Annotated in this window: 24 protein-coding genes; 19 read left to right on the top strand and 5 right to left on the bottom strand. The window is 68.9% G+C overall.

The genetic code is table 11. The features are described 5' to 3' along the window. The first annotated feature begins 20 nt into the window (after nucleotides 1–20). On the top strand, nucleotides 21–143 hold the full coding sequence (locus ACYVIO_RS03515; RefSeq protein WP_344182591.1) for a hypothetical protein: 123 nt from the start codon (nucleotides 21–23) through the stop codon (nucleotides 141–143). Here ACYVIO_RS03515 and ACYVIO_RS03510 read toward each other — a convergent pair. The 3 genes from ACYVIO_RS03510 to ACYVIO_RS03500 all read right to left on the bottom strand — a co-directional run bounded on the left by ACYVIO_RS03510 (nucleotide 135) and on the right by ACYVIO_RS03500 (nucleotide 2,216). Next, complete coding sequence (locus ACYVIO_RS03510) at nucleotides 135–839, bottom strand: hypothetical protein (protein ID WP_460649171.1); 705 nt, start codon at nucleotides 837–839, stop codon at nucleotides 135–137. The genes ACYVIO_RS03515 and ACYVIO_RS03510 overlap by 9 nt on opposite strands. A gap of 70 nt (nucleotides 840–909) precedes the next feature. Further along, on the bottom strand, nucleotides 910–1,608 hold the full coding sequence (locus ACYVIO_RS03505; protein ID WP_460649170.1) for a hypothetical protein: 699 nt from the start codon (nucleotides 1,606–1,608) through the stop codon (nucleotides 910–912). Then, nucleotides 1,605–2,216, bottom strand: coding sequence for a thiaminase II/PqqC family protein (locus tag ACYVIO_RS03500; RefSeq protein WP_460649169.1), 612 nt, complete (start codon nucleotides 2,214–2,216; stop codon nucleotides 1,605–1,607). The genes ACYVIO_RS03505 and ACYVIO_RS03500 overlap by 4 nt, the downstream gene beginning before the upstream one ends. Before the next feature lie 194 nt (nucleotides 2,217–2,410). Between ACYVIO_RS03500 and ACYVIO_RS03495 the strand changes: the two genes are divergently transcribed. The 6 genes from ACYVIO_RS03495 to ACYVIO_RS03470 are packed head-to-tail and all read left to right on the top strand — an operon-like array spanning nucleotide 2,411 to nucleotide 11,757. After that, on the top strand, nucleotides 2,411–3,709 hold the full coding sequence (locus tag ACYVIO_RS03495) for an ABC transporter substrate-binding protein (RefSeq protein WP_460649168.1): 1,299 nt from the start codon (nucleotides 2,411–2,413) through the stop codon (nucleotides 3,707–3,709). Continuing rightward, nucleotides 3,706–4,635 (top strand): carbohydrate ABC transporter permease, encoded by a 930-nt coding sequence (locus tag ACYVIO_RS03490; protein WP_460649167.1) that lies wholly within the window; start codon nucleotides 3,706–3,708, stop codon nucleotides 4,633–4,635. The genes ACYVIO_RS03495 and ACYVIO_RS03490 overlap by 4 nt, the downstream gene beginning before the upstream one ends. Then, the gene (locus ACYVIO_RS03485; RefSeq protein WP_344182579.1) at nucleotides 4,632–5,459 is read left to right on the top strand and encodes a carbohydrate ABC transporter permease; all 828 of its coding nucleotides are present in this window, start codon (nucleotides 4,632–4,634) and stop codon (nucleotides 5,457–5,459) included. Before ACYVIO_RS03490 ends, ACYVIO_RS03485 begins: the two co-directional genes overlap by 4 nt. Nucleotides 5,460–5,463: 4 nt before the next feature. Continuing rightward, a complete protein-coding gene (locus tag ACYVIO_RS03480; RefSeq protein WP_460649166.1) occupies nucleotides 5,464–9,294 on the top strand; it encodes a hypothetical protein in 3,831 nt (1,276 codons plus the stop codon). A gap of 4 nt (nucleotides 9,295–9,298) precedes the next feature. Continuing rightward, nucleotides 9,299–10,915 carry an alkaline phosphatase D family protein gene (locus ACYVIO_RS03475; protein WP_460649165.1) on the top strand — a complete coding sequence of 539 codons (1,617 nt, stop codon included), beginning with the start codon at nucleotides 9,299–9,301 and terminating at the stop codon, nucleotides 10,913–10,915. Continuing rightward, nucleotides 10,912–11,757 carry a galactose-binding domain-containing protein gene (locus ACYVIO_RS03470; RefSeq protein WP_460649164.1) on the top strand — a complete coding sequence of 282 codons (846 nt, stop codon included), beginning with the start codon at nucleotides 10,912–10,914 and terminating at the stop codon, nucleotides 11,755–11,757. Before ACYVIO_RS03475 ends, ACYVIO_RS03470 begins: the two co-directional genes overlap by 4 nt. Here the strand turns inward: ACYVIO_RS03470 and ACYVIO_RS03465 are convergent. Both ACYVIO_RS03465 and ACYVIO_RS03460 read right to left on the bottom strand, forming a co-directional pair. Further along, entirely contained in the window at nucleotides 11,754–13,184 is a 1,431-nt protein-coding gene (locus ACYVIO_RS03465; RefSeq protein WP_460649163.1) for a family 43 glycosylhydrolase, read from the bottom strand. The two genes, ACYVIO_RS03470 and ACYVIO_RS03465, sit on opposite strands and share 4 nt — an antisense overlap. Before the next feature lie 61 nt (nucleotides 13,185–13,245). Then, on the bottom strand, nucleotides 13,246–14,094 hold the full coding sequence (locus tag ACYVIO_RS03460; protein WP_460649162.1) for a hypothetical protein: 849 nt from the start codon (nucleotides 14,092–14,094) through the stop codon (nucleotides 13,246–13,248). Nucleotides 14,095–14,334: 240 nt separating this feature from the next. Between ACYVIO_RS03460 and ACYVIO_RS03455 the strand changes: the two genes are divergently transcribed. The 12 genes from ACYVIO_RS03455 (at nucleotide 14,335) to ACYVIO_RS03400 (ending at nucleotide 25,526) form a co-directional block, all read left to right on the top strand. Next, entirely contained in the window at nucleotides 14,335–14,601 is a 267-nt protein-coding gene (locus tag ACYVIO_RS03455; RefSeq protein ID WP_460649161.1) for a hypothetical protein, read from the top strand. A 63-nt stretch (nucleotides 14,602–14,664) separates the two neighbouring features. Then, entirely contained in the window at nucleotides 14,665–16,107 is a 1,443-nt protein-coding gene (locus ACYVIO_RS03450) for an FGGY-family carbohydrate kinase (protein WP_460649160.1), read from the top strand. Then, nucleotides 16,104–16,721 (top strand): histidine phosphatase family protein, encoded by a 618-nt coding sequence (locus ACYVIO_RS03445; protein ID WP_460649159.1) that lies wholly within the window; start codon nucleotides 16,104–16,106, stop codon nucleotides 16,719–16,721. Before ACYVIO_RS03450 ends, ACYVIO_RS03445 begins: the two co-directional genes overlap by 4 nt. A 115-nt stretch (nucleotides 16,722–16,836) precedes the next feature. Beyond that, entirely contained in the window at nucleotides 16,837–17,631 is a 795-nt protein-coding gene (locus ACYVIO_RS03440; RefSeq protein WP_460649158.1) for a DeoR/GlpR family DNA-binding transcription regulator, read from the top strand. A 10-nt stretch (nucleotides 17,632–17,641) separates the two neighbouring features. Next, nucleotides 17,642–19,093, top strand: a complete 1,452-nt coding sequence (locus tag ACYVIO_RS03435; RefSeq protein WP_460649157.1) for an FGGY family carbohydrate kinase — start codon at nucleotides 17,642–17,644, stop codon at nucleotides 19,091–19,093. A gap of 79 nt (nucleotides 19,094–19,172) precedes the next feature. Beyond that, nucleotides 19,173–20,159: a 2-hydroxyacid dehydrogenase gene (locus ACYVIO_RS03430; protein ID WP_460649156.1), complete on the top strand. Its 987-nt coding sequence runs from the start codon at nucleotides 19,173–19,175 to the stop codon at nucleotides 20,157–20,159. After that, on the top strand, nucleotides 20,156–20,848 hold the full coding sequence (locus ACYVIO_RS03425) for an MgtC/SapB family protein (protein ID WP_460649155.1): 693 nt from the start codon (nucleotides 20,156–20,158) through the stop codon (nucleotides 20,846–20,848). The genes ACYVIO_RS03430 and ACYVIO_RS03425 overlap by 4 nt, the downstream gene beginning before the upstream one ends. 69 nt (nucleotides 20,849–20,917) lie before the next feature. Then, complete coding sequence (locus ACYVIO_RS03420) at nucleotides 20,918–21,718, top strand: inositol monophosphatase family protein (protein WP_460649154.1); 801 nt, start codon at nucleotides 20,918–20,920, stop codon at nucleotides 21,716–21,718. Then, on the top strand, nucleotides 21,715–22,665 hold the full coding sequence (locus ACYVIO_RS03415) for a carbohydrate ABC transporter permease (RefSeq protein WP_460649153.1): 951 nt from the start codon (nucleotides 21,715–21,717) through the stop codon (nucleotides 22,663–22,665). Before ACYVIO_RS03420 ends, ACYVIO_RS03415 begins: the two co-directional genes overlap by 4 nt. Continuing rightward, the gene (locus ACYVIO_RS03410; protein WP_460649152.1) at nucleotides 22,662–23,477 is read left to right on the top strand and encodes a carbohydrate ABC transporter permease; all 816 of its coding nucleotides are present in this window, start codon (nucleotides 22,662–22,664) and stop codon (nucleotides 23,475–23,477) included. Before ACYVIO_RS03415 ends, ACYVIO_RS03410 begins: the two co-directional genes overlap by 4 nt. After that, complete coding sequence (locus tag ACYVIO_RS03405; protein WP_460649151.1) at nucleotides 23,474–24,796, top strand: ABC transporter substrate-binding protein; 1,323 nt, start codon at nucleotides 23,474–23,476, stop codon at nucleotides 24,794–24,796. Before ACYVIO_RS03410 ends, ACYVIO_RS03405 begins: the two co-directional genes overlap by 4 nt. Nucleotides 24,797–24,869: 73 nt before the next feature. Beyond that, complete coding sequence (locus tag ACYVIO_RS03400) at nucleotides 24,870–25,526, top strand: glycerophosphodiester phosphodiesterase (RefSeq protein WP_460649150.1); 657 nt, start codon at nucleotides 24,870–24,872, stop codon at nucleotides 25,524–25,526. The last annotated feature ends 10 nt before the right edge of the window (nucleotides 25,527–25,536 follow it).

Genomic DNA, 25,536 nt, shown 5'->3' with positions numbered 1-25,536 from the left:
CGCGCCGCTGAGGAGTCCCCGTGCGGGATGTGATCGACCGGCTGATGCCGTCGCCAGCCCTGGTCCAGTCGAGCCGTCGCCGGTTCTACCGGTTCCGCTCCATCGTCTTCCGCACCATCTGGCCGCGCGAAGCCTCACAGTGACGAGTCGGAGCGCGTGACCGTCTCGGTCGCCCGCTCCATCGCCGCCAGGAGTCCGTCCTTGTCCTGGATCAGCCCGGCCGCGCCGATCTCGACGGCACAGTTGCCCGAGTCGTCGAGCGCGACCCACCGCACCACGACGTACCGCAGGGTCTTCTCCGGGATGTAGGTGTAGGTCAGCGTCGCCGACCGCCCGTCCTCGGCGACCTGATCGCTCACGATCTTCAGGTCCTGCCGGTACGGCGTGCCCTCGAGCTGCCCGATCCGCTCGGCCATCGACACCGCCGGTGGCCGCTCGATGGTGAACCCGGCCTGGACCCGGACGAACCGCCGTCCGGTCGGATCGGTGAACCGGGCCTCGTCCGGCGGGTCGGCGGAAATCGTCATGTGCCAGTTCTTCGGCACGTCGAGCGTCATCTGCGACCGGACGATCTTCTCCGCGACGAACTCCCGCTCCTTGTACCGCAGCTCGCTCTTCTTCAAGCCGGGCGTCGGATCCTTCACCGCGATGTTCAGCGGCTCGGTCGGAGTCGGCGTGACCTCGGCGCTCGGACGCAACGGAGCCGCCGACCCGGTCGGCTGGTCCTTCGGCTCGGTCAGATGCCCGATCCCGTACCCACTGGCCGCGCCGGCCAGCGTGATCACGACCAGCCCGGCACTCACCAGCACAGCACCCACAAATCGCCCGGCCACGGGCATCCCTCCTCTCCCGATTCCGCCCCCGATGGCACTTGGACACCGTAAACCGGAGAAAGGTTCGCCCAGCCGCTCAGTAGCCCCCAACTGTTACCGACTCGCTGGCCTCGGCCAGCACAGCCTTCAGTCCGGCGGCATCCTGCGGCAGCCCGGTGACGCTCATCTCGACGGTCGCCTGCGAGTCGCCGCCGGTGGCGACCCAGCGAACGATCACGTACCGCAGGGTCTCGGTCGGGATGTAGGTGTAGATCAGCGTCGAGACTTCCCGGGTGCTGCCGTCGTCGCCGGTCACCGTGGAGTCGTAGTTCTCGAGGATCTTCAGGTCGTTCTCGGGCGGCTGGCTGGAGACCAGTCCGGGGATCAGTTTCTCCCGCTGGTCGGCGGTGGTCAGGTCCGGCGGGAACCCGGACTCGACCCGCACCGCACGCTGCTTCAGTGAATCGAGGAACTTCACCTCGCCCGGTGTCTTCGGCGAGCTGGTGAGCTGCCAGCCGCGAGGCATGTCGATCGACACCTCGACCTTCGGCGACGGCTCCTGCCGGACCGTGAAGGTGTGTTCGCGGTAGCGCAGTCCGGTGGCCTTGAAAGCGGGCACATGATTCGGTACCGGCGTCTTGACGATGAAGTCGGCCGGGGGCGAGTCGCCGTCGGTGGGGTACTCGTTGTTGGCGCTCGCGGTGGTCGGCTGGGTGAGGTCGCCGACGAGGTAGCCGCCGGCCGCGCCGATCAGGCCGAGCACGATGACGCCGCTCGCGAGGACCGCTGTCTTCACCCGTGCACCAGGTCCCAGAACGCGATCTCGAAGCGGGCGACGCGGTCGAAGCCGAGCTCCATCGCACGCGTCAGGTCCTCGCGGTCGACCAGGGCGCCGAGCTGTTCGACGTACGCCGCGAACTCCGGCGACGACCAGTTCGCGATGAAGCCGGCGTACTGCGTGTCCGGGCCGGTCGTGTCGCGAACCGAGGCCCACGCGTCGTAGTAGGCCTTCTCCACGGCGTACAGGACGGTGATCGCGACCGGCCAGCCTTCGCGCACGGTGCTCAGCAGGTACGCCGAGTAGCCGACGTTCAGCAGCGACGGCTCGACGGTGAGGTCGAGTCCGCGCTCGGCGGCGGCCTTCTCGAACAGGGCGAGTTCCGGAACCAGGGCAGCGATCCCGTCGGCGAGCACGCCGCGGGCCTGGTCGTCGGGAGCGATGGCGGACAGCTCGCGCAGGTAGTCCTGGAAGGACCGGACGAAGTAGTGGTCCTCGGCCAGCCACCGGTCGAATGTTGCTGTTGGCAACGATCCGGCGGAGGTCTCGGCGACGAACGGGTGGTCCAGGATGCGCTGCCAGGCGCTGGCCTGCCCGGTCAGCAGGGTACGGGTGGTCTCGGGCACCCGGCCATCTTCTCAGGCTCGTGGTCGGTGCGCCGTACTGAATCCTTTCAACCGGTGACGTCCGAACCCTTGACATGCCAACTGCGCGCTTCGTACCGTGCCGCAGAGACGAAGATAACACTTTTTCACGATCTATTCCCAGACAACCGTGATAACTCACGGCACTGCGTGCTGCCCGAAACTCTGGAGGAACCATGGCACCCGAGGTCATCCGTACGCCGGTCAGCCGCAGGCGGCTCCTGCAGTTGATGGGCGGCGCGCTGGGCGCCGGCGCCCTGGCCGCCTGCGGCAGCACCAACACCGGCGGCGGCGGTGCGAGCGGCGGCGGCCTGAAGGTGATCGGCGCCGGCAGCCAGGAGGCGGGGCTGCGCAAGGCGCTCGACGAGTACAAGAAGGCGAACAGCTCGTTCGACTTCAACCTGTCGTTCTCGCCGGCCGACCAGCTCCAGACCGCGCTACGCGCTCAGTTGGCGGCGGGCAACGCCCCGGACATGCACGCGGTCTACCCGGGCAACGGCAGCGCGATGTCGATGGTCCAGCTCAGCAAGGCCAACCTGCTGGCCGATCTGAGCGACCAAGCGTGGACCCAGAAGATCCCCACCGGATTCAAGGGCGCGTACCAGCAGGACGGCAAGACCTACATCTTCTCGCCCGGCACCAGCGTGCTCGGCGCGATCTACAACAAGAAGGCGTTCGCCACCGCGGGTGTGGAGGTGCCGACGACCTGGAGCGAGCTGCTCACGGTCTGCGAAACGCTGAAGAAGAAGGGGATCATCCCGCTTGCGCTCGGTGCTCAGACCCCGTGGGTGACGCAGTTGGTCAACTACGCGCTGGTCCCGGGCACGGTCTACGCCAAGCAGCCCGACTTCGACGACAAGATGATCGCGGGCTCCGCGTCGTTCGCCGATTCCGGCTGGGCCGACGCGATGGACAAGTACCTCGAGCTGCAGAAGCGCGGCTACTTCAACGACAACCCGAACGGTACGACGTACGAGCAGGCGACCTCGATGGTCGGCACCGGCAAGGCCGCGATGGCGGTCCAGGTCTCGGCCGTGCTGCAGGCCTACCGCGAGGCAGCGCCGTCGCCGGACGACCTGGGCATGTTCCCGTTCCCGGCCACCGACACGGTCGCCGACAACTGGATCCCCGGCGGCATCGTGGTCGGCCTGGCGGTCAGCGCGAAGAGCAAGCAGGCCGACCAGGCACGCAAGTTCATCGAGTTCTGCGGTCAGCCCGACATCATCAACGCCTGGTCGGAGGCCGTCGCCTGCGTGCCGCTGTACTCCGACGGAGAGGCGAAGGTGGATCCGGTGCTGACACCGTTCCTGCCCTACCTGTCCGGCAACAAGGCGGTCCCGTTCATGGACCAGCGCTGGCCCAACGCCGAGGTCCAGCCGACGCACTTCGCCGTCGTACAGGAGCTGCTCGGTGGCCGGAACACCGTCGCCGGCGCGCTGAAGAAGATGGACGAGGCCTACCGGAAGACCGCATGACGGCGCAGACCCTGGTGACGCCGTCGGCCGCGGTCAAGCGCGTACGCCGGGGGAGCGGCATCGCGCCGCCCTGGCTGTTCGCCGTACCGGCGCTGCTGGTCTACGCGCTGGTGATGCTCTACCCGAGCATCGTCGGCGCCGGATCGGCCTTCACCGACTGGTCGGGCGTCGGCGAGCAGCGGTCGTTCGTCGGGCTGGCGAACTTCCGGGAGCTGCTGCACGACGACCAGGCGCTCGGTGCGCTGCGCAACACGCTGCTGCTGACGCTGGCGATCGTGGTGGTGCAGAACGGGATCGGGCTGCTGCTCGCGCTCGGCGTGCACACCACGATCAAGAGCCGGATGGTGCTGCGGGTGATCTTCTTCGCCCCGGTCGTGGTCAGCCCGGTGATGGTGTCCTTCCTCTGGAAGTACGTCTACAACCCGGCGCCGGACGCCGGCCTGAACGCGGCGCTGAACGCGGTCGGCCTCGGGGCATTGCGGCAGGACTGGCTGGGCGACCCGTCGATCGCGATCTGGTCGGTGGCCTTCACCGTGATCTGGCAGTGCGCCGGGTACTCGATGGTGATCTTCCTGGCCGGCCTCGAAGGCGTGCCGAAGGAGCTGCACGAGTCGGCGATGGTCGACGGCGCGGGCACGGTCGCGCGGTTCCGGCACATCACCTGGCCGCTGCTCGCGCCCGCGGTGACGATCAACGTGATGCTGTCGACCGTCGGCGGCCTGACGCTGTTCACCCAGATCATCGCGATGACGAACGGCGGGCCGGGCTACGCGACCGACACCCTGTCGACCGTGCTGTACAAGCAGGCCTTCGTGTACGGGAAGTTCGGCTACAGCACCGCCGTCGCGCTGGTGCTGGCGATCTTCGTCGCCGCGGTCTCGTTCGTCCAGATCGCCTACCTGCGTTCCCGGGAGACCGCCGCATGAGGACCGGATACCGCCCACGGACCTTCGTCCTGGAGATCGTCATGGTGGCGGCCGCGGTCGCCTTCCTGTTCCCCGTCTACGCGCTGGTGACGCTGGCGTTCAAGGACCCGGGCCAGATCGCGAACGCGCCGCTGTCACCGCCGAACCCGCCGTCGGTGGACAGCTTCGGGACCGCCTGGCAGTCGGCGACGCTCGGGGCCGCGCTGTTCAACAGCACGCTGATCACCGTGAGCAGCGTGCTCGCGCTGATCGTGCTCGGCTCGCTGGCGGCGTACTTCCTGGCCCGGCGGGCCGGACGGCTGAGCTACGGCCTGTACATCCTGTTCCTGGTCGGGATCATCCTGCCGTTCCAGCTCGGCATGATCCCGCTCTACCAACTGGTCAACGACCTCGGCCTGATCGGCACCTACCAGGGCATGATCCTGTTCTACACCGGGATCCAGCTGCCCTTCACGGTGTTCCTCTACACGGGCTTCATCCGTTCGCTGCCCGCCGACTACACCAATGCGGCGCTGATCGACGGCGCCTCGCACCTGCAGGCCTTCGTGCACGTGATCTTCCCGCTGCTGCGGCCGATCACCGGCACCGTGCTGATCCTCAACGCGGTGCACGTCTGGAACGACTTCTTCACCCCGCTGCTGTACCTCGGCGGCTCGGGCCGGGAGACCGTCCCGGTCAAGGTCTTTGCCTTCGTCAACGAGTACACCTCCGACTACGGACTCGTCGCGGCCGGCCTGGTGCTCGCCGCGCTGCCGATCCTGGTCGTCTTCCTGGTCCTCCAGCGCTACGTCATCCGCGGTTTCTCCAGCGGACTGAAGGGTTGAGCCGATGCCCCTGCCAGATCGCCTGGCGGCTGTCCTGTCCGAACCTCCCAAGGCGTTCTCGCCCGTTCCCATCTGGTGGTGGAGCGGGGAGAAACTCGATCCGGCGCGCCTGCGCTGGCAGCTCGAGCGTTTCGTCGAGGGCGGGGTGTACCAACTTGTCGTCCTCAACCTCGCTCCCGCCGGCTCCGACCACGGCTGCGACGCCGACGATCCGCCGTTCCTGTCCGAGGCCTGGTGGGAGATCTTCCTCGGCGTCTGCGCGGACGCCGAGGAGCTCGGGGTCTCGCTGTGGTTCTACGACCAGCTCGGCTTCTCCGGCGCCGATCTGCAGGCGCGGCTGGTCGCCGGGCGTCCGTCGTACGCCGGACGCAGGTTGCAGCGGGCAACCATCACCGGGACGGGCCGGCTCGTGCTGCAGTGCCCTTCGGGCGGTCGTCCGATCGCTGCGGTGCTCGAACCGCTCGACGGCGGGCCTAGCCAAGCGGTCACGGCCGCCGACGGCCAGGTCGAGTGCCAGGCGCCGATGGAGTCCCGGTTGTCGTTGTTCTACGAGACCGATCACGGGTTCGACTACCTGAGCGGTGAGGCCTGTGCGGCGTTGCTGGACCAGGTCCATGGCGAGTTCGCTCGTCGCCTCGGGCCGTTGCTCGGCACAGTCGTGGTCGGGTCGTTCCAGGACGAGCTGCCGTCGATGCCGACCTGGTCGGCGACCTTCGCCGACGAGTTCGTCGCCAGGTACGGGTACGACGTACGTGATCGCCTGGCCGCGTTGTGGGGATCCGACCTGCCGGACGCGGATCGCGTACGACGCGACTACCACGCTCTCCGCGCCGCGCTGGCCGAGGAGGCGTTCTTCAAGCCCCTGTTCGACTGGCACGAGAAGTACGGGCTGACGGTCGGCTGCGACCAGCAGGACCCGGCCCGCGCCGGCCTCCCGGTCGAAGGCGTTCAGCTGTACGCCGACTACGCGCGAACGCATCGCTGGTTCAGCGCACCCGGGTCCGACCACCACGGCGACGCCCGGTTCCACTCGTCGCTCGCTCACCTCTACGACCGGCCGCGGACGTGGATCGAGGCGTTCCACTCGACCGGTTGGGGCGGAACGCTCGAGGAGACCTTCGACTGGTTGCTGCCCTGGCTGCGCACCGGCGCGACGCTCTACAACCCGCACGCCGTGTACTACACGACCCGAGCCGGGTGGTGGGAGTGGGCGCCGCCGTCGACCGACTGGCGGCAGCCGTACTGGCGTCACCACAAGCACTTCGCCGATGCGGTCGCGAGGTTGTGCGCCGCGCTGTCGATGGGCCGGCACGTCTGCGATATCGCGGTGCTGTTCCCCAACGCGACGGCGCAGGCCGGGCTGACGATGGACGGACCGGGCGTGGACGCCGTACGGGCTCAGGAGGTGTACCGGGAGCTGATCGGTGACGCGACCTGGTTCGCGCCGAAGCTCGGCGTCCTGGATCGGGCGCGGCTGGATGCGGATGTGATCGACGACGACTCGCTGGCTGCTGCGGAGGTCGGCGCGGATGGTCGGTTGTGCGTCGCGGACGAGCAGTACGCCGCTGTGGTGTTGCCAGCGGCAACGGTTCTCGAAGCGGCGGTGGCTGCGCGGCTTGACGAGTTCGTTGCTGCTGGTGGGTTGTTGGTTGCTGTGGGCGCGCTTCCGGGGCGGGCGGTGGCTGGGAGCGACAAGGCTGTCGCGCCCCTGCGGGAGCGGTTTGATCTCGGCGAGGCGTTGTTGGTGGAGACCGCGGGTGAGGTCCCGGAGGCGTTGGCGCGGTTGCCGCGCAGGGTTGAGGCCGGGGTGCCGACGCTGGTCCGTGAGGTGGACGACGCGTTGGTCGTCTTCGTCACCGCGACTGAGTGGAGTGCGACGCGGGTCGGCGACGGGCGGGCGGTCGAGCGCGGGATCAGCCATGACTGGGCGACGGTCGGGTATGACTTCGACTCGGGGCGGTACCTTCGCGAGACGACGCTGCGGGTCCGCGATGCGCCTGGGGCGCCGTTGTTGTGCTCGCCGTTCGGTGGTGAGCCGGAACCCCTTCCTTTCCAGGTGGTCGGTGACGTCACCGAGGTGATCGTGCCGTTCGACGCAGGCCCTGCTGCCCTGATCGTCTTCGCTGACGGCAACCAAGTAGTCGCGCCGACTCCTGCCGTCGACTGGTCCGAGCAACACCTGGAAGGTGACTGGGAGGTGACCCTGATCCCGACGCTGGACAACAGCTGGGGCGACTTCGCCTGGCCCGCCTCAGCTCAGGGCGACGAGGTCGTCGTCGAGCGTTGGGGTCTCCTGCACCAGGTCGAAGGCGATGACCAGTGGAAGCCGGCGCACGCGACGTTCGGGCCGCACGGGCTGATCGACGGCGCACCGTTCGAGTACTCCGAGCGCCTCGGCATCCACAAGGACCGGATCCACAAAGACTCCCTCGGCCCGAAGGGGCATGTTCCTGAGGATTTCCTTGATTTCGGTGTGGTTGAGGCCGGCCGGACGGTGACCTTCACCGCAGCGTTCACGCTGGCGGATGAACTCACCACCACGATCGTGGTCGGCACTCCTGCAGCGAAGGAGTTGCTGATCGACGGGGTGTCCGTCGCGATCGATGACGCGGGCGGGCACTTTGCCACCGCGGCCGTCCGTCTCTCCGCCGGGCGGCACTCGGTGGAGCTTCGGCTGACTCCTGACCAGGAGTTGCCCCTGCGCGCGAACCTGGCGTTCGTCCGCGACCTCGCGGCGTACCGGCGTCCGGAGTGGATCGCTCTCGCCGAGCCACCGGCACTCGGTACGGCGATCCGGCTCAGCACCAGCGTCGTACCGGCGGGGGAGTCGGAGCTGACGCTCACCGCGAGTGGTTCGGCCCGGCTGTTCGTCAATGGCGTCGAGGTCGGTCGGCAGGGTGGGTTCCTGCCGTACGAGCGGCCGACGCCGAGAGTTCGCCGGTACGACGTCGGCAGCGCCCTGCGGCCGGGTGAGAACGAGATCGCGATCGAGCTGAGCCAGTCCACACCGATCCTGGTCGATGGTCTGGTGGTGTCAGACCACAACTGGAGCGGTCAGGTCGTCGCTCCAAGTGGTGCGGTCGACAGCAGTGCCGGCCCGATGACGGTCGTCCGGCGCAGGCAGCGGCACCGGGCGTTGGCCGACCTCTACCTGCACCGCCGACCGCATCCCTTACCCGCGGCGGCTTGGCTCGACGGCACGGACGCCTCGGTGGTCGAGCCGATCACCTTCGCCGTACCGCGCGACGATCCGCAGCGGACCGAGTACCTGCGCTTCGACCTGCCGCCCGGCACTCTGCGACTCGAGCTCGACCTGAACTGCCGAGCGGTGCTCACCGTCGACGGCCACGAGCTCACCGCCGGGACAGGACACCTCGTCGCCAAGATCCCAGCAGGCGCGAGGACAGGCCAGCTGACGCTGCGGACCGAGCCAGGTTTCGAGGCCGGTGCGGCCCTCGCCGGGCCGATCCGCGCGATCGTCGGACCCGGCCGGATCGGCCTGGGCGACTGGGAGGACCACGGCCTCGCCGAGTACAGCGGAGGAGTCCGCTACCGCCGCAAGATCACGGCGACCGGCGCGGTCCAGCTCGACCTGGGGCGGGTGCGGGGTACCGCCGAGGTCCTGGTCGACGGCAAGAGCGCGGGGGTCCGGTTCTGTGCGCCGTACGTGTTCGAGCTGGCCGGGCTGACCGGTGAGCACACGCTCGACATCGAGGTGTTCGGCACGGTCGCGCCGTACCTGGACGCGGTCAGCCCGACCCATTTCGTCTTCGGGGGACAACGGACGTCCGGCCTGTTCGGGCCCGTCCGCGTGAGGCACCCAAAGGAGCGCTGATCAAGTGACCGAAGATCTCAGACCCGCGGTGGGCCTGGCCCGCCGCCGATTCCTCACCCTGACCGGCGCCGCGACCGCGGTGGCGTTCGGGACCAACCTGCCGGGCAGCGCGGCCGGCACCGGTGGAACCAGTGGGCTCACCGGCAACCCCTTCACGCTCGGCGTCGCCTCCGGCGATCCGCTGCCGGACGCGGTGGTGATCTGGACCCGGCTGGCACCGAAGCCGTTCGAACCGCTCGGCGGCGCGCCGTACAAGGAAGTCGGTGTCGACTGGCAGGTCGCGACCGACGAACAGTTCCGTCAGATCGTCCGGTCCGGGCGTGCGACAGCGAGGCCCGAGTTCGCGCACAGCGTGCACGTCGACGTCCGGGGCCTGCAGCCTGGAAGGCACTACTGGTACCGCTTCCGCTGCGACGGCTATCTCAGCCAAACCGCCCGAACCCGTACGGCGAACGCGCCCGGCCAGCGAGGCGGCCGGCTCACCCTCGGCGTCAGTTCCTGCCAGGCCTGGACCGACGGCTACTACACGGCCCAGCGGCATCTCGCGTCCGAGGACCTCGACGCCGTGGTCTTTCTCGGCGACTACATCTACGAGTTCGGCATCGCCGCGAACGGCGGGCTGCGCAACGTCACCGATCCGGTGCCGAGCCAGTTCCGGACCGAGGCGGACACGCTCGACCGGTACCGCCTGCAGTACGCGCTCTACAAGGCCGATCCCGATCTCCAGGCCGCCCACCTGACCGCGCCGTGGATCACCACCTGGGACGACCACGAGGTCCAGGACAACTACGCCGGCGCGGTCTCCAAGAGCAATGCCCCGATCGAGGACTTCCTCGTACGCCGGGCGAACGCGTACCGCGCGTACTGGGAACACCTGCCGTTGCGCGGTCCCGCTCCGCAGGGCCCGAACTACATGCTCTACCGCCGCTTCGACTTCGGCCGCCTCGCCCGGCTGACGGTGATGGACACCCGGCAGTACCGGTCCGACCAGGCCGCGGGCGACGGCTGGAAGGTCGACTCCGAGGCCAGGCGCGACCCGGCCCGGGTGATGGCCGGTCAGCAGCAGACCAGGTGGGCGCTGGACGGGCTGAACCGCTCCCCGGCGACCTGGAACGTGCTGGCCAACCAGGTGATCCTGAGCCGGATGGATCTGGACCCGACCGCGGGCGACCTCTACAACATGGACGCCTGGGACGGGTACGGCGCCGAGCAAAAGGTGCTGCTCGACGGGCTAGCGGCCAACCGGCACCGCAACCCGGTCGTGCTCACCGGCGACGTGCACGCCGGCTACGCGATGGACATGAAGCGGAACTACGCCGATCCGTCCTCGCAGACGTTCGGGGTCGAGCTGGTGCCGACCTCGTTCAGCAGCGGCGGTAACGGCGTACCGGTGTCGGCCAACGGGCAGAAGTTCCTGGACGGCAACCCGCACCTGAAGTTCGTGGACGAACGCCGCGGCTACTCGGTGCTGCGCTTCGACGAGAAGGAGCTGCGGGTGGACTGCAGAGTGGTGCCCTACATCGACCGGCCCGGTGCGCCGATCTCGACGGTGCGATCGTTCGTGGTGGAGGCCGGCAACCCCGGTCTGAACACCGTCGGCCAGGAGGGGACGGTCCGATGAGGATCCGCGCGATGATCGCGATCGGCGCCGTACTGGCCGGCCTCGTGGCGACCGGCCCTGCGGCAGCAGGCCCTTCCACCCAACGCGGATTGAGTCTCGGCACCGACGTACCGAGCCTGACCGTGTCGCCGGTGCCGTGCGCGAAGCAGACCTTCGAGCTGCGCTTCGGTAACACCGGCAAGACCGCCGTGTACGCCGACGCGTTCATCACCGCACCCGCGCCGCTGAACGTGTCCCGGCAGATCGTGTCCAGTTACCTGCCGCCGGGCTACACGCTCAAGGTGCCGGTCGACGTGACCGCACCGAAGGGCGCCGCGCCGGGCAACTACACCGTGCAGGTGACGGCGGGCGACCAGAAGCTCAGCCTGCCGGTCGAGATCGGACAGCCTCCGGTCGACACCACCGGCAACCTCGCGCGCTACGTACCGGTCTCCGCTTCCACCGAGCACGTGCCGGTCTACCCGGCCTGCGGTGCTGTCGACGGCGACCGCGATCAGGAGCACTGGGGAATCAGTACGGGCTGGAACGACGCGAGCCGTGGCACTTTCCCGGACTGGCTGCAGGTCACGTTCGACCAGCCGCAGTCGGTCGGCCGGGCCGAGCTCTACACACTCGACTCGAAGAAGTACCCGGCCGCCGGCTACGGACTGAAGGACTGGGACGTGCAGGCACAGGTCGACGGCAGTTGGCAGACCGTCGCGGAAGTCCGCGACAACAAGGCCGGGCTGACCAGCACCACCTTCACCCCCGTCACCGCTACCGCCGTACGGATTCTCTGCCTGGCGAGCAACGAGGGTCTGACCTATTCGCGCATCGTGGAACTGGAGCTCTATGCGAGCTAGTAGACCTCGATGCGGTCCACGCTGACCTGGGTGCTGGTGGAGGCCGGGTTCTTCTCGCCGGTGACGCGGAGCTTGAGGGTGTGCGGGCCGGGAGACAGCGTGGGGCTGACGTAGGTGAGCTGTTCGCCGACGCGAAGGGAGCTGTAGTAGTCGACGCGCTGTTCAGGTCCGCCGTCGATCGAAATGGCAGCGATGCCGTTGCCGACGTCGACGACGCTGAGCAGCGCGACCTTCGTACCGGTGAAGCGGATCGACGCGGACGCTCCTGCGATGCCGGTCCAGTGGTCGTTGCCCCAGAAGCACTGGTTGCCGCAGCCGGAGCCGGAGTTCCACGTCCCGGCGTACTCGACCTGGTTCTGGCCGGTGCCGGTGTCGGTGTCGTTGATCACCGAGGTGGTCGCGCCGGGATCGCCGGACGGGAGTTGCTGGGTCGCGCCGGCGGCGAGCGGGCTGCCGAGGTTCGGTGAGCCGTCGGCGTTCCAGGTGATCTTCTGCGCCCGCGCGGTGCGGAACGAGTACGTGTAGGCGCTCGTGTTCTTGCCGTGGTAGGCGATCCAGTCCTCGGTGCCGTCCGGCGACGTGAAGAACGAGTGGTGGCCGGGACCCCAGACGCCGTTCGCGTCGTTGCGGGAGAAGATCGGGCCCGGGCGCTGGACCCAGTTCGCCGCGACCATCGGGTCGGCGCCGTTCGCGATGCTCTTCATCCACAGCTGGTAGTCGGGTTTGCCGGTGTCGCAGGTCGAGTAGGTGAGCCACGTCCGTCCGTTGCGGTACAGCGGGGTCGGGCCCTCGCGGACCTCGGTGCAGCCGCCGTCGGCGGGGATCGCGACCCGGTTGCCGGTCGCCGTCCACGGGTTGCTCATCCGCACGATGTAGAGCTGCGCCGGTCCGCCCTGGCCGCGGCCCGGGCCGGTCCAGACGAAGTACTGCTGCCCGTTGTGCGTGATCGGCTCGCCGTCGATCGCGTACTCGCCGAAGTCCGCGATCTTCGCCTTGAACGTGTACGGGCCGAGCGGGTCGTCGCCGGCCGACTCGAGCACGTACATCCTGTGGTTCGCGTCGACGCCGTCGGAGGCGGTGTAGTAGACGTACCAGCGGTTCCCGACGTGGCGGAACGCCGGCGCCCACATCTGGGTGTTCCGGCTCGGGTCGCTGTCGCGGTAGACGACCTTCTCCGGTGCGACCAGCAGCGTGGCCAGGCTGGGCGACGACCAGATGCCGATGTGGTCACCGGTCGTGGTCGCGACGTGGTACTGGCCGTTGTAGTAGATCAGCGACGGGTCGGCGCCGCGGTTGACCGGGTTGCGGAAGGTCTGCGCCATCACTTTCTCCGGACTGGCAGGTGATTCGGGCGGTTCGGCAGCGGCGGCTGGTAGGGCGGCGGTGGTCAGCATCAGGGCGGCAAGGACAAGGTGGGCGATCCTCATGGACCATTGTTACAACGTTGGAACTGGGAGCGGAACCCTTCACGCTCAGATCGAACAGTGGTCACCCACCGTAGGCGGCGGTGGCCTCCGGTACGACGTGCTCGTTGGCGGTCCAGAAACGGTTGCGCAGGGCAAGCATTGTCTGGGTGAGCAGTTCCGCGCGCGGACCGACCAGCTCGTCGTCGAGCAACCGGGTGCCGCCGGACATCTCGAACTCGCGGGCGCTGGTCGCGACGAGGTTGAGCAGCTCGGTGTTGCTGCGCAGCGTCAGCCGCTGCAGGGCGATCCGATGCGCGGCGCCGCCGCGCAGGCCGAGCAGGAGTCGTTCGGCGAGCAGGATCTCGGCCCAGGCCTCGGACAGCTGCTGCGAGAGCCCGCCCGCGCCGAGCCAGGGCTGAACCGCCGGGTCGAGTCGTTGCCTGTAGCCCGCAAGCCAGGGAGAGCAGTCGCCCACGATCGCGGCCGTCGTGAAGTACGCCGGGGTGGAGCCGTCGCCGACCATCGCTCGCAGCATCGCGACCTTGTCCCGGACGCCGGCGAACCGCGGCGTACCGGCGAACAGGTCCAGGTCGTACTCGACCAGGATCCCCAGGCTGCGCAGGACCTGGACGGCGAGCACGAGCTCGCGGACCCGGGCTGCCTCACCGGCGACGCCGCTGAGGCTGACCTGGACAAGGAACAGTCCGCTGCCGCGGAGCTGCTGGAAGTTGGCCATCGACACGTCGGTCGCCGTACAGGCTGTGCTCCAGAGGACGTGGCCGAGCAGGCCGTCCGTGGTGAGCTGGGCGACGGCGTCGGCACCGAACTGGCGGCCGGGGCGTGCCCGGGCGCAGCGCAGCTTCAGCAGGGTCGCGCCGTTGGTCCGGCCGGTGAACCGGTGCGGCAGTACAACGCTCTGATCAGTATCCATGGTCCCCCCACGACGCCGATCGACTGAGATCAAGGTCCGTCGGCCGGCCGGGGATGTCAACCCTCGGTGATGACGGCTGCGGACGGTGACGATTGGTGGCTGTCGGCAACGGCACGCAGAGTGGCGGTTCGTCACTACCTGTTGGGGTGTCGGAATGGGGCCCAGGGCCATAAACTTTACGAAGATTTAGGCGTGACGTTCGGACGACAAGTTCGTTGAGGAGTCAGACACTTCTCGCCGATGAGTCTCCTGGGGAATCCGGAAGGGCCGCCCGTGCATCGATTCAACACACCACCCGACTGGCCTGAGCCACCGAGTGACAGCTGGCGCCCACCCGTTGGCTGGGAGCCGGACCCGGAGTGGCCGGACGCTCCAGCGGGCTGGGGTTTCTGGACCAACCGGCACGGCCGGCCGGCGAGCGGCCCGATCGGGGCCTTCGGCGCGGTCGACGCGGGTCGCCTCGAGGTGGCGACCGCGCACCCGTCGTTGCTGCTGATGCACAGCTGACAGGAGCTCTTACCGCTTCTTGGTGTTATGTTACCAACGTAACTAACACTGGGAGGCGGAACTGTGGCGTGGATCGGCATTGACCTCGGCACGCAGAGCGTGCGAGCCGTGCTGGTCGAAGCCACGGGGGAGGTGCTCGCGCGAGCGGCGCGTCCGCTGACCAGTCGCCGCGGCGAGGTCTGGCACGAGCAGGACCCGCGCGAGTGGATCACCACTGTCGAGCAGGTGCTCGCGGAGGTCTCGCCGTACGGCGAGGTCGAGGGACTCGCGATCTGCTCCACCTCCGGCACGGTCCTGCTGACCGACCGCGACGGCCGTCCCGCGTCACCGGCCCTCATGTACGACGACGCCCGCGCCGCCGACTACCTGCCGCGAATCGTCGCCGCTGATCCGGACCGCTGGGGCTCAGCGATGCAGCCGACCTGGGCGCTCCCGAAGATCCTCTGGCTCGACCCTCAAGTCGACCAGTTGGTCGCCCACAGCGCGGACGTAGTGGCAGCAGATCTAGCCGGCCACCCGGTCGCCACAGACACCAGCCACGCATTGAAAACCGGCTACGACCTGGTTGATGTTGGGGGGAGTAGGAGCACTGGCGCCCCCGGAGCCGACGGCGCTGCCGCGCCCGGCAGTTGGCCGGTCGGCGCGTTCGAGAAGCTCGGCTTGTCCGTCGACCTGCTTCCTCAAGTAGTCCTCCCCGGAACGACCATCGGCACCGTCTCAGCCGCAAAAGCCCAGCTCACCGGCATCCCCACCGGCACCCCGATCGTCGCCGGCATGACCGACGGTTGCGCCGCACAGATCGCCGCCGGCGCCCTCACTCCCGGCGCCTGGAACTCCGTCCTCGGCACGACCCTCGTCCTCAAAGGCGTCACCAAGGACCTCATCAACGACCCGACCGGCGCCGTCTACAGCCACCGCCATCCCGACGGCGACGGCTGGCTCCCCGGCGGTGCGTCCAACACCGGAGCCGGCGCGCTCACCACGATGCTGCCCGGCGCGGACCTCGACGCCCTCGACCGCGCGTCGACCCAGCTCGACGGCCCGGTCGACGCGACGATCTACCCGCTCACCAAGCCCGGCGAGCGATTCCCGTTCGTCGCCCCCGAGGCGGTCGGGTTCGAGCTGGGCGAGGTCGGCGACGATCTCCACCGCTACGTCGGCGTACTGCAGGGCGTCGCGTTCATCGAGCGGCTCGCGTTCGAGCACCTGACCAAGCTCGGCGCCGAGTCGCCGCGATCCGTCGCGCTCACCGGTGGCGCGGTCCGCAGCGAGCACTGGAACCAGCTCCGAGCCGACGTCCTCGGCGTACCGGTCGAACTGCCGGAGGCCGCCGACCCGGCGTACGGAATGGCCGTGCTCGCGGCGTCCGGCGGTACGACGGTGGCGGAGACCGCGCGGCGGATGGTCCGGATCGGTCGCGTGATCGAGCCGCGGCCGAGCGAACGACTCACCGACCTGTACGGCGGGTTCGTGGCCGAGCTGGACCGACGGGGGTACCTGCGATGAGAACGACCGTCGTCCTCGCCCGCCACGGGCGCACCGAGTGGCACCACGGCAACCGGTACACCGGCTCGACCGACCTGCCGATCGACTCGGTCGGTCTGCAGCAGGCGGAGCTCCTCAAGACCTGGGCCGAGGACTTCCAGCCGGACGCGCTCTGGTCGTCGCCGATGCTCCGCGCCCGGCAGACCATCGCACCGACGGCCGAGGCGCTCGGGCTCGAACCGACGACCGACGCGCGGCTGCGTGAGGTCGACTTCGGGTCGGCCGAGGGCAAGATGCTGAGCGAGCTGCCTCCGGCAGTCTCGGGCGCCTTCACGCTGGACCCCGTCGCGAATCCCTTCCCTGGTGGGGAAAACGTCGCCGACGCCGCCGAGCGGGTGCGGCGCGGCTTCGACGAGATCGTCCAGCGGCACGCGGGCGGAAAGGTCCTCGTCGTCGCCCACAACACGCTGATCCGGCTGCTCGTCTGCCGGGTGCTCGGCCTGCCGGTCAGGGACTACCGCAGACTGCTACCGGCACTCGGTCCCGCGGCGCTGGTGCGCTTGCGGCAGCAGGACGGCACAGTGGGTCTCGAGGCTTTCAACGTCCCCGCAGTCCGAACGGAGATCCCCGCATGACTCTACGATTGGCCGGCCTCCGGCCGGGCAGGTCATTGGCCTTTGGCTCCCGGCCTTCCCTCGTCGCTTCGGTCGCTTCGCTCCCTACACTCCTCAGTCCAGGCCGGGAGGGCCAATGACCGATGTCGACGACAGCACCGAACTGAGCCGGCCGGCGCGCCGCCAGGCCGAGATCGCGGCGTACGTCGTGCAGCACGGCTCGGTGTCCGCGAACGACCTGGTCGAGGCGTTCGGGGTGAGCGTGATGACCGTGCACCGCGACCTCGACGAGCTGGAGCGGCAGGGCGTCGTCCGCAAGTACCGCGGTGGGGTCAGCGCGCAGCCGACGAGTGTGTTCGAGAGCAACGTCGCGTACCGGCTGACGACCGCGTCGGCGGAGAAGACGGCGATCGCCCGGCACGCCCGGACGATGATCGAGCCCGGCATGTCGGTGATGCTCGACGACTCGACCAGCGCGCTGGCGCTGGTCGAGCTGCTGGAGGACATCACTCCGTTGACCGTGGCAACGAACTTCCTGCCGGCGATCACGCGGCTCACGCAACTGCGCGACGTCACGCTGCTCGCACTCGGCGGGATCTACTCCGCGACCCACGACTCGTTCGGCGGGCTGCCGTGCGCGGAGGCGGTCGGCGCGCTGCACACCGATCTGCTGTTCTGCAGTGTTTCCGCGGTCTCGCCGACGCACGCGTACCACCAGGAGCAGGAGATCGTGCTGGTCAAGCAGGCGATGCTCCGTTCCGCCCGGACGAAGGTGCTGCTGGTCGACCACGGCAAGCTCCAGCGCACCGCGCTGCACCGGCTCGCACCGCTGACCGACTTCGACGTGGTCGTCGTCGACGAGAAGACCCCCGAGGACCTGGTCCACGCGCTGCGCGACCAGGGCGCACATGTCGAAGTAGCCCCTCTGTAGGAGACCGCCCATGGACATCGGTGTCGACGTCGGAACGACAGTCACCAAGGCCGTCGCCTTCGACGACCACGGCAAGCAAGTGGCCGAGGCCTCCAGGCCGACCCGCCTGGTCCGCCCAGGCCCCGGCCGCTTCGAGCACGACACCGACGAAATAGTTGCCTCAGTCAACGAGGTGATCCAGGAGCTGTCAGGTGAGGCCGACCTCGTAGCCGTTACAGGACAGGGAGATGGGTTGTGGCTGGTCGACGACTCCGGCCACCCCGTCAGACCTGCGATCTCCTGGCTTGATGCTCGGAGCAGCTCGATCCTTGGCGAATGGACCGAGAGCGGAGTGGCCGAGCAGGTCTTCCGGCGGTCGGGCAACAGGATGTTCCCCGGGGCTTCGGGTCCTCTGCTGGCTGCCGTCCTCGCCGAGGAGCCTGAAACGCTCGCCAAAGCAGCAACCGCGGCGTACTGCAAGGACGTGGTGATGCAACGGCTCACCGGCGTACGAGCCACCGATGTCTCCGATGCGTCAGCGCCCTTCCTCGATCCGAGGACCGGCGAGTACGACGCCGAGGCGTTGGCGGCCTGCGGACTGACGGACTGGCAGCACCTGCTCGCGCCCGTCGGGAAACCGGTCGGCGAGCTGCAGGACAACAGCCTCGGCCTCGCGAAGGGCACCCGAGTCTCCTCCGGCCCGTACGACCTCCCCGCAGCGGCGATCGGCGCCGGCGTGACCGAGGTCGGCGACGCCTTGCTGACCGTCGGTACGACGTTGGCCTGTCAGGTCGTCACGAGGGATCTTCCGGTGGACGGCGAACCAGCCGGCCTCTTCCTCGGCACCTGGACCCCCGGCGTCTGGCTGCGAGCGATGCCGGCGATGGTCGGCACGGCGGCCCTCGACCAGGTGCTGAAACTCGTCGGTGCGACGACCGTGCAACTGCAGCAGCTCCTCACCGACAGCCAGCCAGGCGCCAGCGGTGTCACCGTCCTCCCGTACCTCTCCGAAGCCGGCGAGCGCGCGCCCTTCGTCGCCACCGACGCGCGCGGCACCTTCGACGGCATCTCGCTCTCGACCACCCAGGGCGACCTGCTCCGCGCGACCTGCGAGGGCATCGCGTACGCCGCTCGCCACTGCCTCGACGCGGCAGGCTGGACCGGCAAGGCGACCGTCTGCGGTGGTGGCGCCCGCAGTACCGAGTGGACCCAGATCCTGGCCGACGTACTCAACGCCCCGCTGCACACCACCGAGGCCTCCCAGGTCGCAGCGCGCGGCGCGGTGATCGCGGCCAAGCGCGTGCTCGGCGACGTCGGCGACGAGTGGATCGCCGAGACCCGTCAGATCGATCCCGATCCCGGCCGCGCGGCCTTCTACGCCGAGGGCTACGCGCACTACCTGCGCCGGATCGAGGCCGCTCGCCCCCGCTGGGCCGATCCCGCACCGACCTACCGGCCGACGACGTCCGGAAACCAGGCCTAGGGCCACCGCCCGACGACCTCCGGAGCCGCGGCGTCACCGCCGCCCGCCCGGACCACCGCCCGACGAATTCAGGAGTTCGATGAAGACCTTGCTGGCCGGCGACCATTTCGTCCGCAACGAGCTGCTCGCCGAGAAGCTGTCCGCCCTGCCCGGCGTCACCTTCGAGTTCAGCGAACTGACCCTGCCCTGGCCGCTCACGCCGTACGGGCGGGTGGCCGAGGTGGACGAGGCGAGTGACGTCGAGGACGCGCTGATCGAGGCGCTGCCCGGCATCGAGCTGGTCGTGACGCAGATGGGCCCGTTCACCGAGCGCGTGCTCGAGGCCGCGCCCGACCTGCGGTACCTGGTCTGCTGCCGGGGCGGCCCGGTCAACGTGAACGTGCCCGCGGCCAACCAGCGCGGCGTGCAGGTCGCCTCCACCCCCGGCCGCAACGCAGGCGCCGCTGCCGAGCACGCGATCGCCCTGATGATGGGGGCCCTGCGCAAGCTTCCCCAGTTGCAGCGCACGCTGGAGCAAGGCGAGTGGCGCAGCGACCTCTACGCGTACGACGAGTGCGGCGGCGAGCTGGACGGATCGACGGTCGGCCTGATCGGGTACGGCGCGATCGGCAGCCGCGTCGCCCGCGTGATGCTGGCCTTCGGCGCCCACGTCCTGGTCGCCGACCCGATCCTCGACGCGGCCTCGCCGCCGGAAGGCATCGAGGTGGTCGAGCTGGACGAGCTGCTGAAGCGGTCGGACGTGGTCAGCCTGCACGCCCGGCTGAACGACGACACTCGCGGCATGATCGGTGCGGACCAGATCGCGCGGATGCCGCGCGGCGCCGTACTGGTGAACTCTGCCCGCGGTGGCCTGCTGGACTACGACGCGACCGTCGACGCCCTGGAGACAGGCCAGCTCGGTGCCGCGGCGTTCGACGTCTTCCCGACCGAGCCGCTGCCCGAAGGCTCACGGTTGCTGACGGCCCCGAACATCGTCATGACCCCGCACCTGGCCGGTGCGACCCGCCAGACCGCTCACCGGGCTGCTTCTCTGGCCGCCCAGGCTGTTGCAGACTTTCTGAGATGAAGTTCGTCTCCGGCAGCACCGGCACCGAGTTGCTGCTGCTCCTGATCGCGTTCGGGCTGTCGATGCTCATCGGCCTCGAACGGCAGTTGCAGCAGAAGAGCGCTGGCATGCGCACGCACACCCTGGTCGGCACCGGCGCCGCGCTGTTCACCCTGGTCTCCGGGTTCGGCTTCTCCACCGTGCTGGGGACGGACGTCAATCTGGATCCGTCCAGGATCGCGGCGCAGGTGGTCTCCGGCGTCGGCTTCCTCGGCGCCGGCGTGATCTTCATGCGCCGCGACGTGGTCCGCGGCCTGACCACGGCCGCGACGATCTGGATGACCGCGGCGATCGGAATGGCTTGTGGAGCAGGGATGCCGGTGCTCGCGGGCGCGGCGACCGTGCTGCACCTGATCGCGGTCGGTGCCTTCGGCCACATTGCCCGCTTCCTGCCGTCCCCGGACCGGAATCGGACCGTCACCGTGCGGTACCTGGACGGCGCCGGTGTCCTGCGGGCGATCCTGCACACCGCGACCGCGATGGGCTTCGAGGCGTCGATCCTCGGGACCGACGTACGGCGTGAGGACGGCGTGCAGCAGGTCCGGGCGGCGATGCGGTTCCGGGGACGTCCGCCGCTGCAGGACCTTGTGGTCGCGCTCGGGGAGTTGGAAGGTGTGACCGCGGTCAGACTGCGCGTTGACGACGATTGATGTGAATTCGGTGAGAAAATCACATCGTAGGACTGTTTGAAACCATCATTCGGTGATAATTTCCCAGACATGTCCCACCCCGACCCCCGCGACCTGCTCGGCTTGGCAACGCGTCTGGCCCATGCGGCCGGTGCGGAACTGCTGTCCCGGCAGGACCAGGTGTCGCTGGAGAGCGCACAGACCAAGAGCTCGGGCACAGACCCGGTCAGCGCTGCCGATAGGGCGTCCGAGCAACTGATTGTGGACGGCCTGCTGAGCGCTCGTCCAGGGGACGGACTGCTCGGTGAGGAAGGCGCTCGCGAGAAGTCCACGACCGGACTGACCTGGGTGATCGACCCGCTCGACGGGACGGTCAACTACCTGTACGGGCGGCCGGACTGGTGCGTGAGCATCGCGGTCCAGGACGCTCGTGGCGCGCTCGTCGGCGTGGTCCACCAGCCGATGACCGGCATCACCTGGTCGGCCGTGCGGGGTGCGGGGGCTTCGCGCGACGGGAAGTACCTGAAGATCCACGAGGGTCGGAAGCTGGCCGAGGCGCTGGTCGCGACCGGTTTCTCGTACCTGGCGGAGCGTCGCGCGGAGCAGGCCGAGTACCTGCGGCAACTGCTGCCCGCCGTACGGGATCTTCGGCGGGGTGGATCGGCAGCGCTGGACCTGTGCTCGGTCGCCGACGGTACGGCGGACGCGTACTACGAACACGTGATCCAGCCGTGGGACGTGGCGGCTGGTGGATTGATCGCACGAGAGGCCGGTGCGCGCACGATCGGCGGACCGGGCACGTCGTTGCCGGGCGGGTTGCTCGCAGCCCCGCCCGACCTGGCCGAAACCTTGGCCGGGGTGTTGAGCAGGGTGAGGAGACGAGTGGCATGACAGTGGTGGACCTGCCGGCGCGGGCACATCCGGACGAGGTGAGAGCGCCCGCCGGAATCGACGAACGCCGGCGGCGAAGGCGTCGCGAGTACGGGCTGTTCGCGCTCCTGGTGGCGCCGAACCTCCTGGTCATCGCGGTCTTCGCGTACTGGCCGATCCTCTACAACGCGTTCCTCAGCCTGACCGACTGGAACATGATCGCGGCCCGGCCGACCTTCGTCGGCCTGGCCAACTACGCGAACACGCTGACCGACCCCGCGTTCCACAAGACGCTCGGTGTCACGGTCGCGTTCACCGGACTGATCGTGGCCGGCAGCCTGGTCATCGGCCTCGCGCTGGCGGTGCTGTTCAACCAGCCGCTGAAGGGCCGCGGCCTGGTCCGGACGATCTCGTTCGCGCCGCACATCCTGTCCGGCGCGGCGGTCGCGACGATCTGGCTGTTCGTCTTCGACCCCAGCTACGGCCTGATGCGCGCGGTGATCGAGCCGTTCGGCGCCGAACCGCCGGACTGGATGAACAACTCCGACTGGGCACTGCCCGGCCTCGTCATCGTCTACCTGTGGAAGAGCGTCGGCTTCACCGCGCTGATCTATCTGGCCGGTCTGCAAGGGCTGCCGAAGGAGCTCGACGAGGCCGCCGCGATCGACGGCGCCGGCACCTGGACCCGGTTCTGGGCGATCAAGCTGCCGCTGCTGGCGCCGATCACGTTCTTCCTGCTGATCACCACCGTGATCGGCACCTTCCAGGCCTTCGACGTGATCGCCGTGATGACCGGTGGCGGTCCGGGCGACGCCACCACGACGCTGAGCTGGTCGATCTACAACGAGGGCTTCCAGGCGTTCAACGCCGGCCGGGCCGCGACGTTGTCGATCATCATGTTCGTCATCCTGCTGGTGGTCACCGCGATCCAGGCCCGTGTGATGGAAAGGCGGGTGCACTACCGATGAAGGTCCGTGCAGTGCAGTACGTCGTCCTGCTCGGCGTCGCGGCGATCTTCCTGGGACCCCTGTACTGGTTGATCTCCGCCGCCGTGAAGCAGCCGGCCGAGATCTACCAGTGGCCGCCGGCCTGGTGGCCCGACGACTTCACCTGGGACAACTTCAAGCTGGCCTGGGAGGCCGCGCCGTTCGACCGGTTCTTCATCAACTCGACGGTGATCACGGTGATCGGCACGATCCTCAAGGTGGCCAACGCCGTGCTGACGGCGTACGCGTTCGCCTACCTGCGCTTCCCGTTCAAGAAGGTGCTGTTCCTGCTGATCCTCGGCGCGATGATGGTGCCCGGTCACGTGACGCTGCTGCCGAACTACCTGACGGTCGCGTCGCTCGGCTGGATCAACACGTACGCCGGGCTGATCATCCCCGGCATCGGCTCGGCGTTCGCGACGTTCCTGATGCGCCAGCACTTCCTCACGCTGCCCGGTGAGGTCACCGACGCGGCCGCGGTCGACGGCGCCGGTCACCTGCGGACGCTGTGGCGGGTCGTGTTGCCGATGTCGCGGCCGATGCTCGTCACCGTCGTGGTGATCACCGCGGTCGAGGAGTGGAACAACTTCGTCTGGCCGCTGATCGTCACCAACACCGCCAACATGCGCACGCTGCCGGTCGGCCTGCTGATCCTGAAGGACGAGGAAGGCCTGGCCAACTGGGGAACCATCATGGCCGGCACGCTGCTCGTGCTCGCGCCGATGCTGCTGATCTTCCTGTTCGCCCAGCGCTACATCGTCGGCGGCATCACCCAAGGAGCGTTGAAGGGATGACCATGCGTCGCAGGGCGTTTCTCGGCCTGGCCGCGACGGCGTCGCTGGCCGGGTGCGGCTACCGGTCGCCGGACGCCGAGTACCAGCAGCCGGCGGGCGCCGTACCGAAGCAGTACGCCGGGCGGACCAGGGTCGTGTTCTGGTCGTCGTACGGCGGTGCGAACGGCAAGGCGGTCGACACCCTCGTTGCCAAGTTCAACGAGTCGCAGAAGGACGTGTACGTCGAGGCGCAGTTCCAGGGCAGCTACGACGACGTCGCGCAGAAGGTCGCGGCCGGACTGATCGCGCGGCAGACGCCGGACCTGGCCGTGCTGTCCGACGTCACCTGGGAACGGTTCTTCCTGAACGACGCGCTGGAGCCGCTGAACGGCTACTTCACCGACGGGTTCGGCCCGGCGGTCTTCCACCAGAAGCTGTTCAACGAGTACGTCGTGAAGGGCCAGAGCTGGTGCGTCCCGTTCGCCCGCAGTACGCCGATCCTCTACTACAACCGTGACGTCTTCGCGAAGGCCGGACTGCCCGACCGGGCGCCGCGGACCTGGAGCGAGCTGCGGTCGTGGGGTGACACGCTCGCGAAGGTCGACGCCAAGGGCCGGCCGATGCGGACGCTCGCGCTGGCGAAGGTCGACGGCGACTGGCAGTTCCAGGGCAACGTGTGGCAGTTCGGCGGCGCGTACTCCAACGGGCTCGACGTCGCGATCGACCAGGACGGCGCGATCGCGGCCGGCGAGTTCCAGCGGCAGTTGATCCACGAGGACGGCCACGGGTACATGGCCAGCAGCCCGATGACGGACTTCGCGGGCGGACTGGTCGCGATGTGCCAGGACTCGACCGGTGGCCTCAAGAGCGCGATGAGCAAGGCGAAGTTCAAGGTCGGCGCGGGGTTCATCCCGTCCGAGGTCGCGGCCGGCCTGGCGACCGGTGGTGGCGGGATCGGGATGTTCCGGAACGCGTCGGCCGAGCGCAAGCAGGCGGCCGCTGCTTTTCTGCAGTTCCTCGCGACGCCGGAGAACTCGGCCTGGTGGACCACGCAGAGCGGGTACCTCCCGGTGGTCGACAAGGCCCGCGAGGATCCGGCGCTGAAGAAGCTGGTCGCCGACGAACCGAACTACGGCGTCGCGATCGCGCAGCTGGTGAACGCCCGGCCGCAGGACGCGATCCGGCTCTACGGGCGGAACGCGAACGTCGCGATCTACACCGGCCTGCAACAGATCTACGCCGACAACGCGGCACCGAAGAAGGTGTTCGCGTCGGTCGCCCGGCGGCTCGAGGCGATCGGCGAGGAAGTGTCCCGGCTGTACGAGGAGAAGGTGCTGTGAGCAACTACTACCGGACCGTGAACTACCGCTCGAGGGGGACCTTCCTGTGATCGTCACCGGCCATCGTGGAGTGATGGGATCCGAACCGGAGAACACGGTGCGCTCGTTCCGCCGTGCCGTCGGGTACGGGTGCGACGAGATCGAGCTCGACCTGCGGGTGACCTCGGACGACGCGTTGATCGTGCTGCACGACGCGACCGTCGACCGGACCACCAACGGGACCGGGCCGGTCGAGGAGCTGACCTTCGACGACCTGCGGAAGCTGGACGCGGGTCTCGGTGAGCAGGTGCCGACCTGGGCCGAGACGATCGCGGCGATCGACGTACGGATCCAGGCCGAGGTGAAGGCCGCGCGCGCCGTACCGCTGCTGGTCGAGTCGCTGCAGGCCGATCCGTCGTTGGCCGAGCGGACCATGGTGACCTCGTCGAACGCGGAGATTCTGCTCGCCGTACGCCGGGCGATGCCGTCGGCGGTGACCGGGCTGATCTTCGGGCGGACGCCGGACGTCGCCGACGTCCTGGCGCTGACCCGGGCCGCGGAGGCCACCTGGGCGTTGTGCGGGATCACCGGGCTGACCGTGGAGGGTGTCGCCGAGCTGCATCGCGAAGGGCTCGAGGTGACCGCTTGGCCGGTGCCGGATGCCGAGGTCTTCGCTCGGGCGGTCGAGCTCGGGGTCGACGGGATCACCACCGACCACCCCGATCGGCTGATGGCAGTCGTCCGGCGCTGAGTGGGCTGGA

Source organism: Kribbella endophytica, assembly GCF_054781295.1.
Note: the sequence above shows the minus strand (reverse complement) of the source record. Positions and strands in the feature narration are given on the sequence as shown.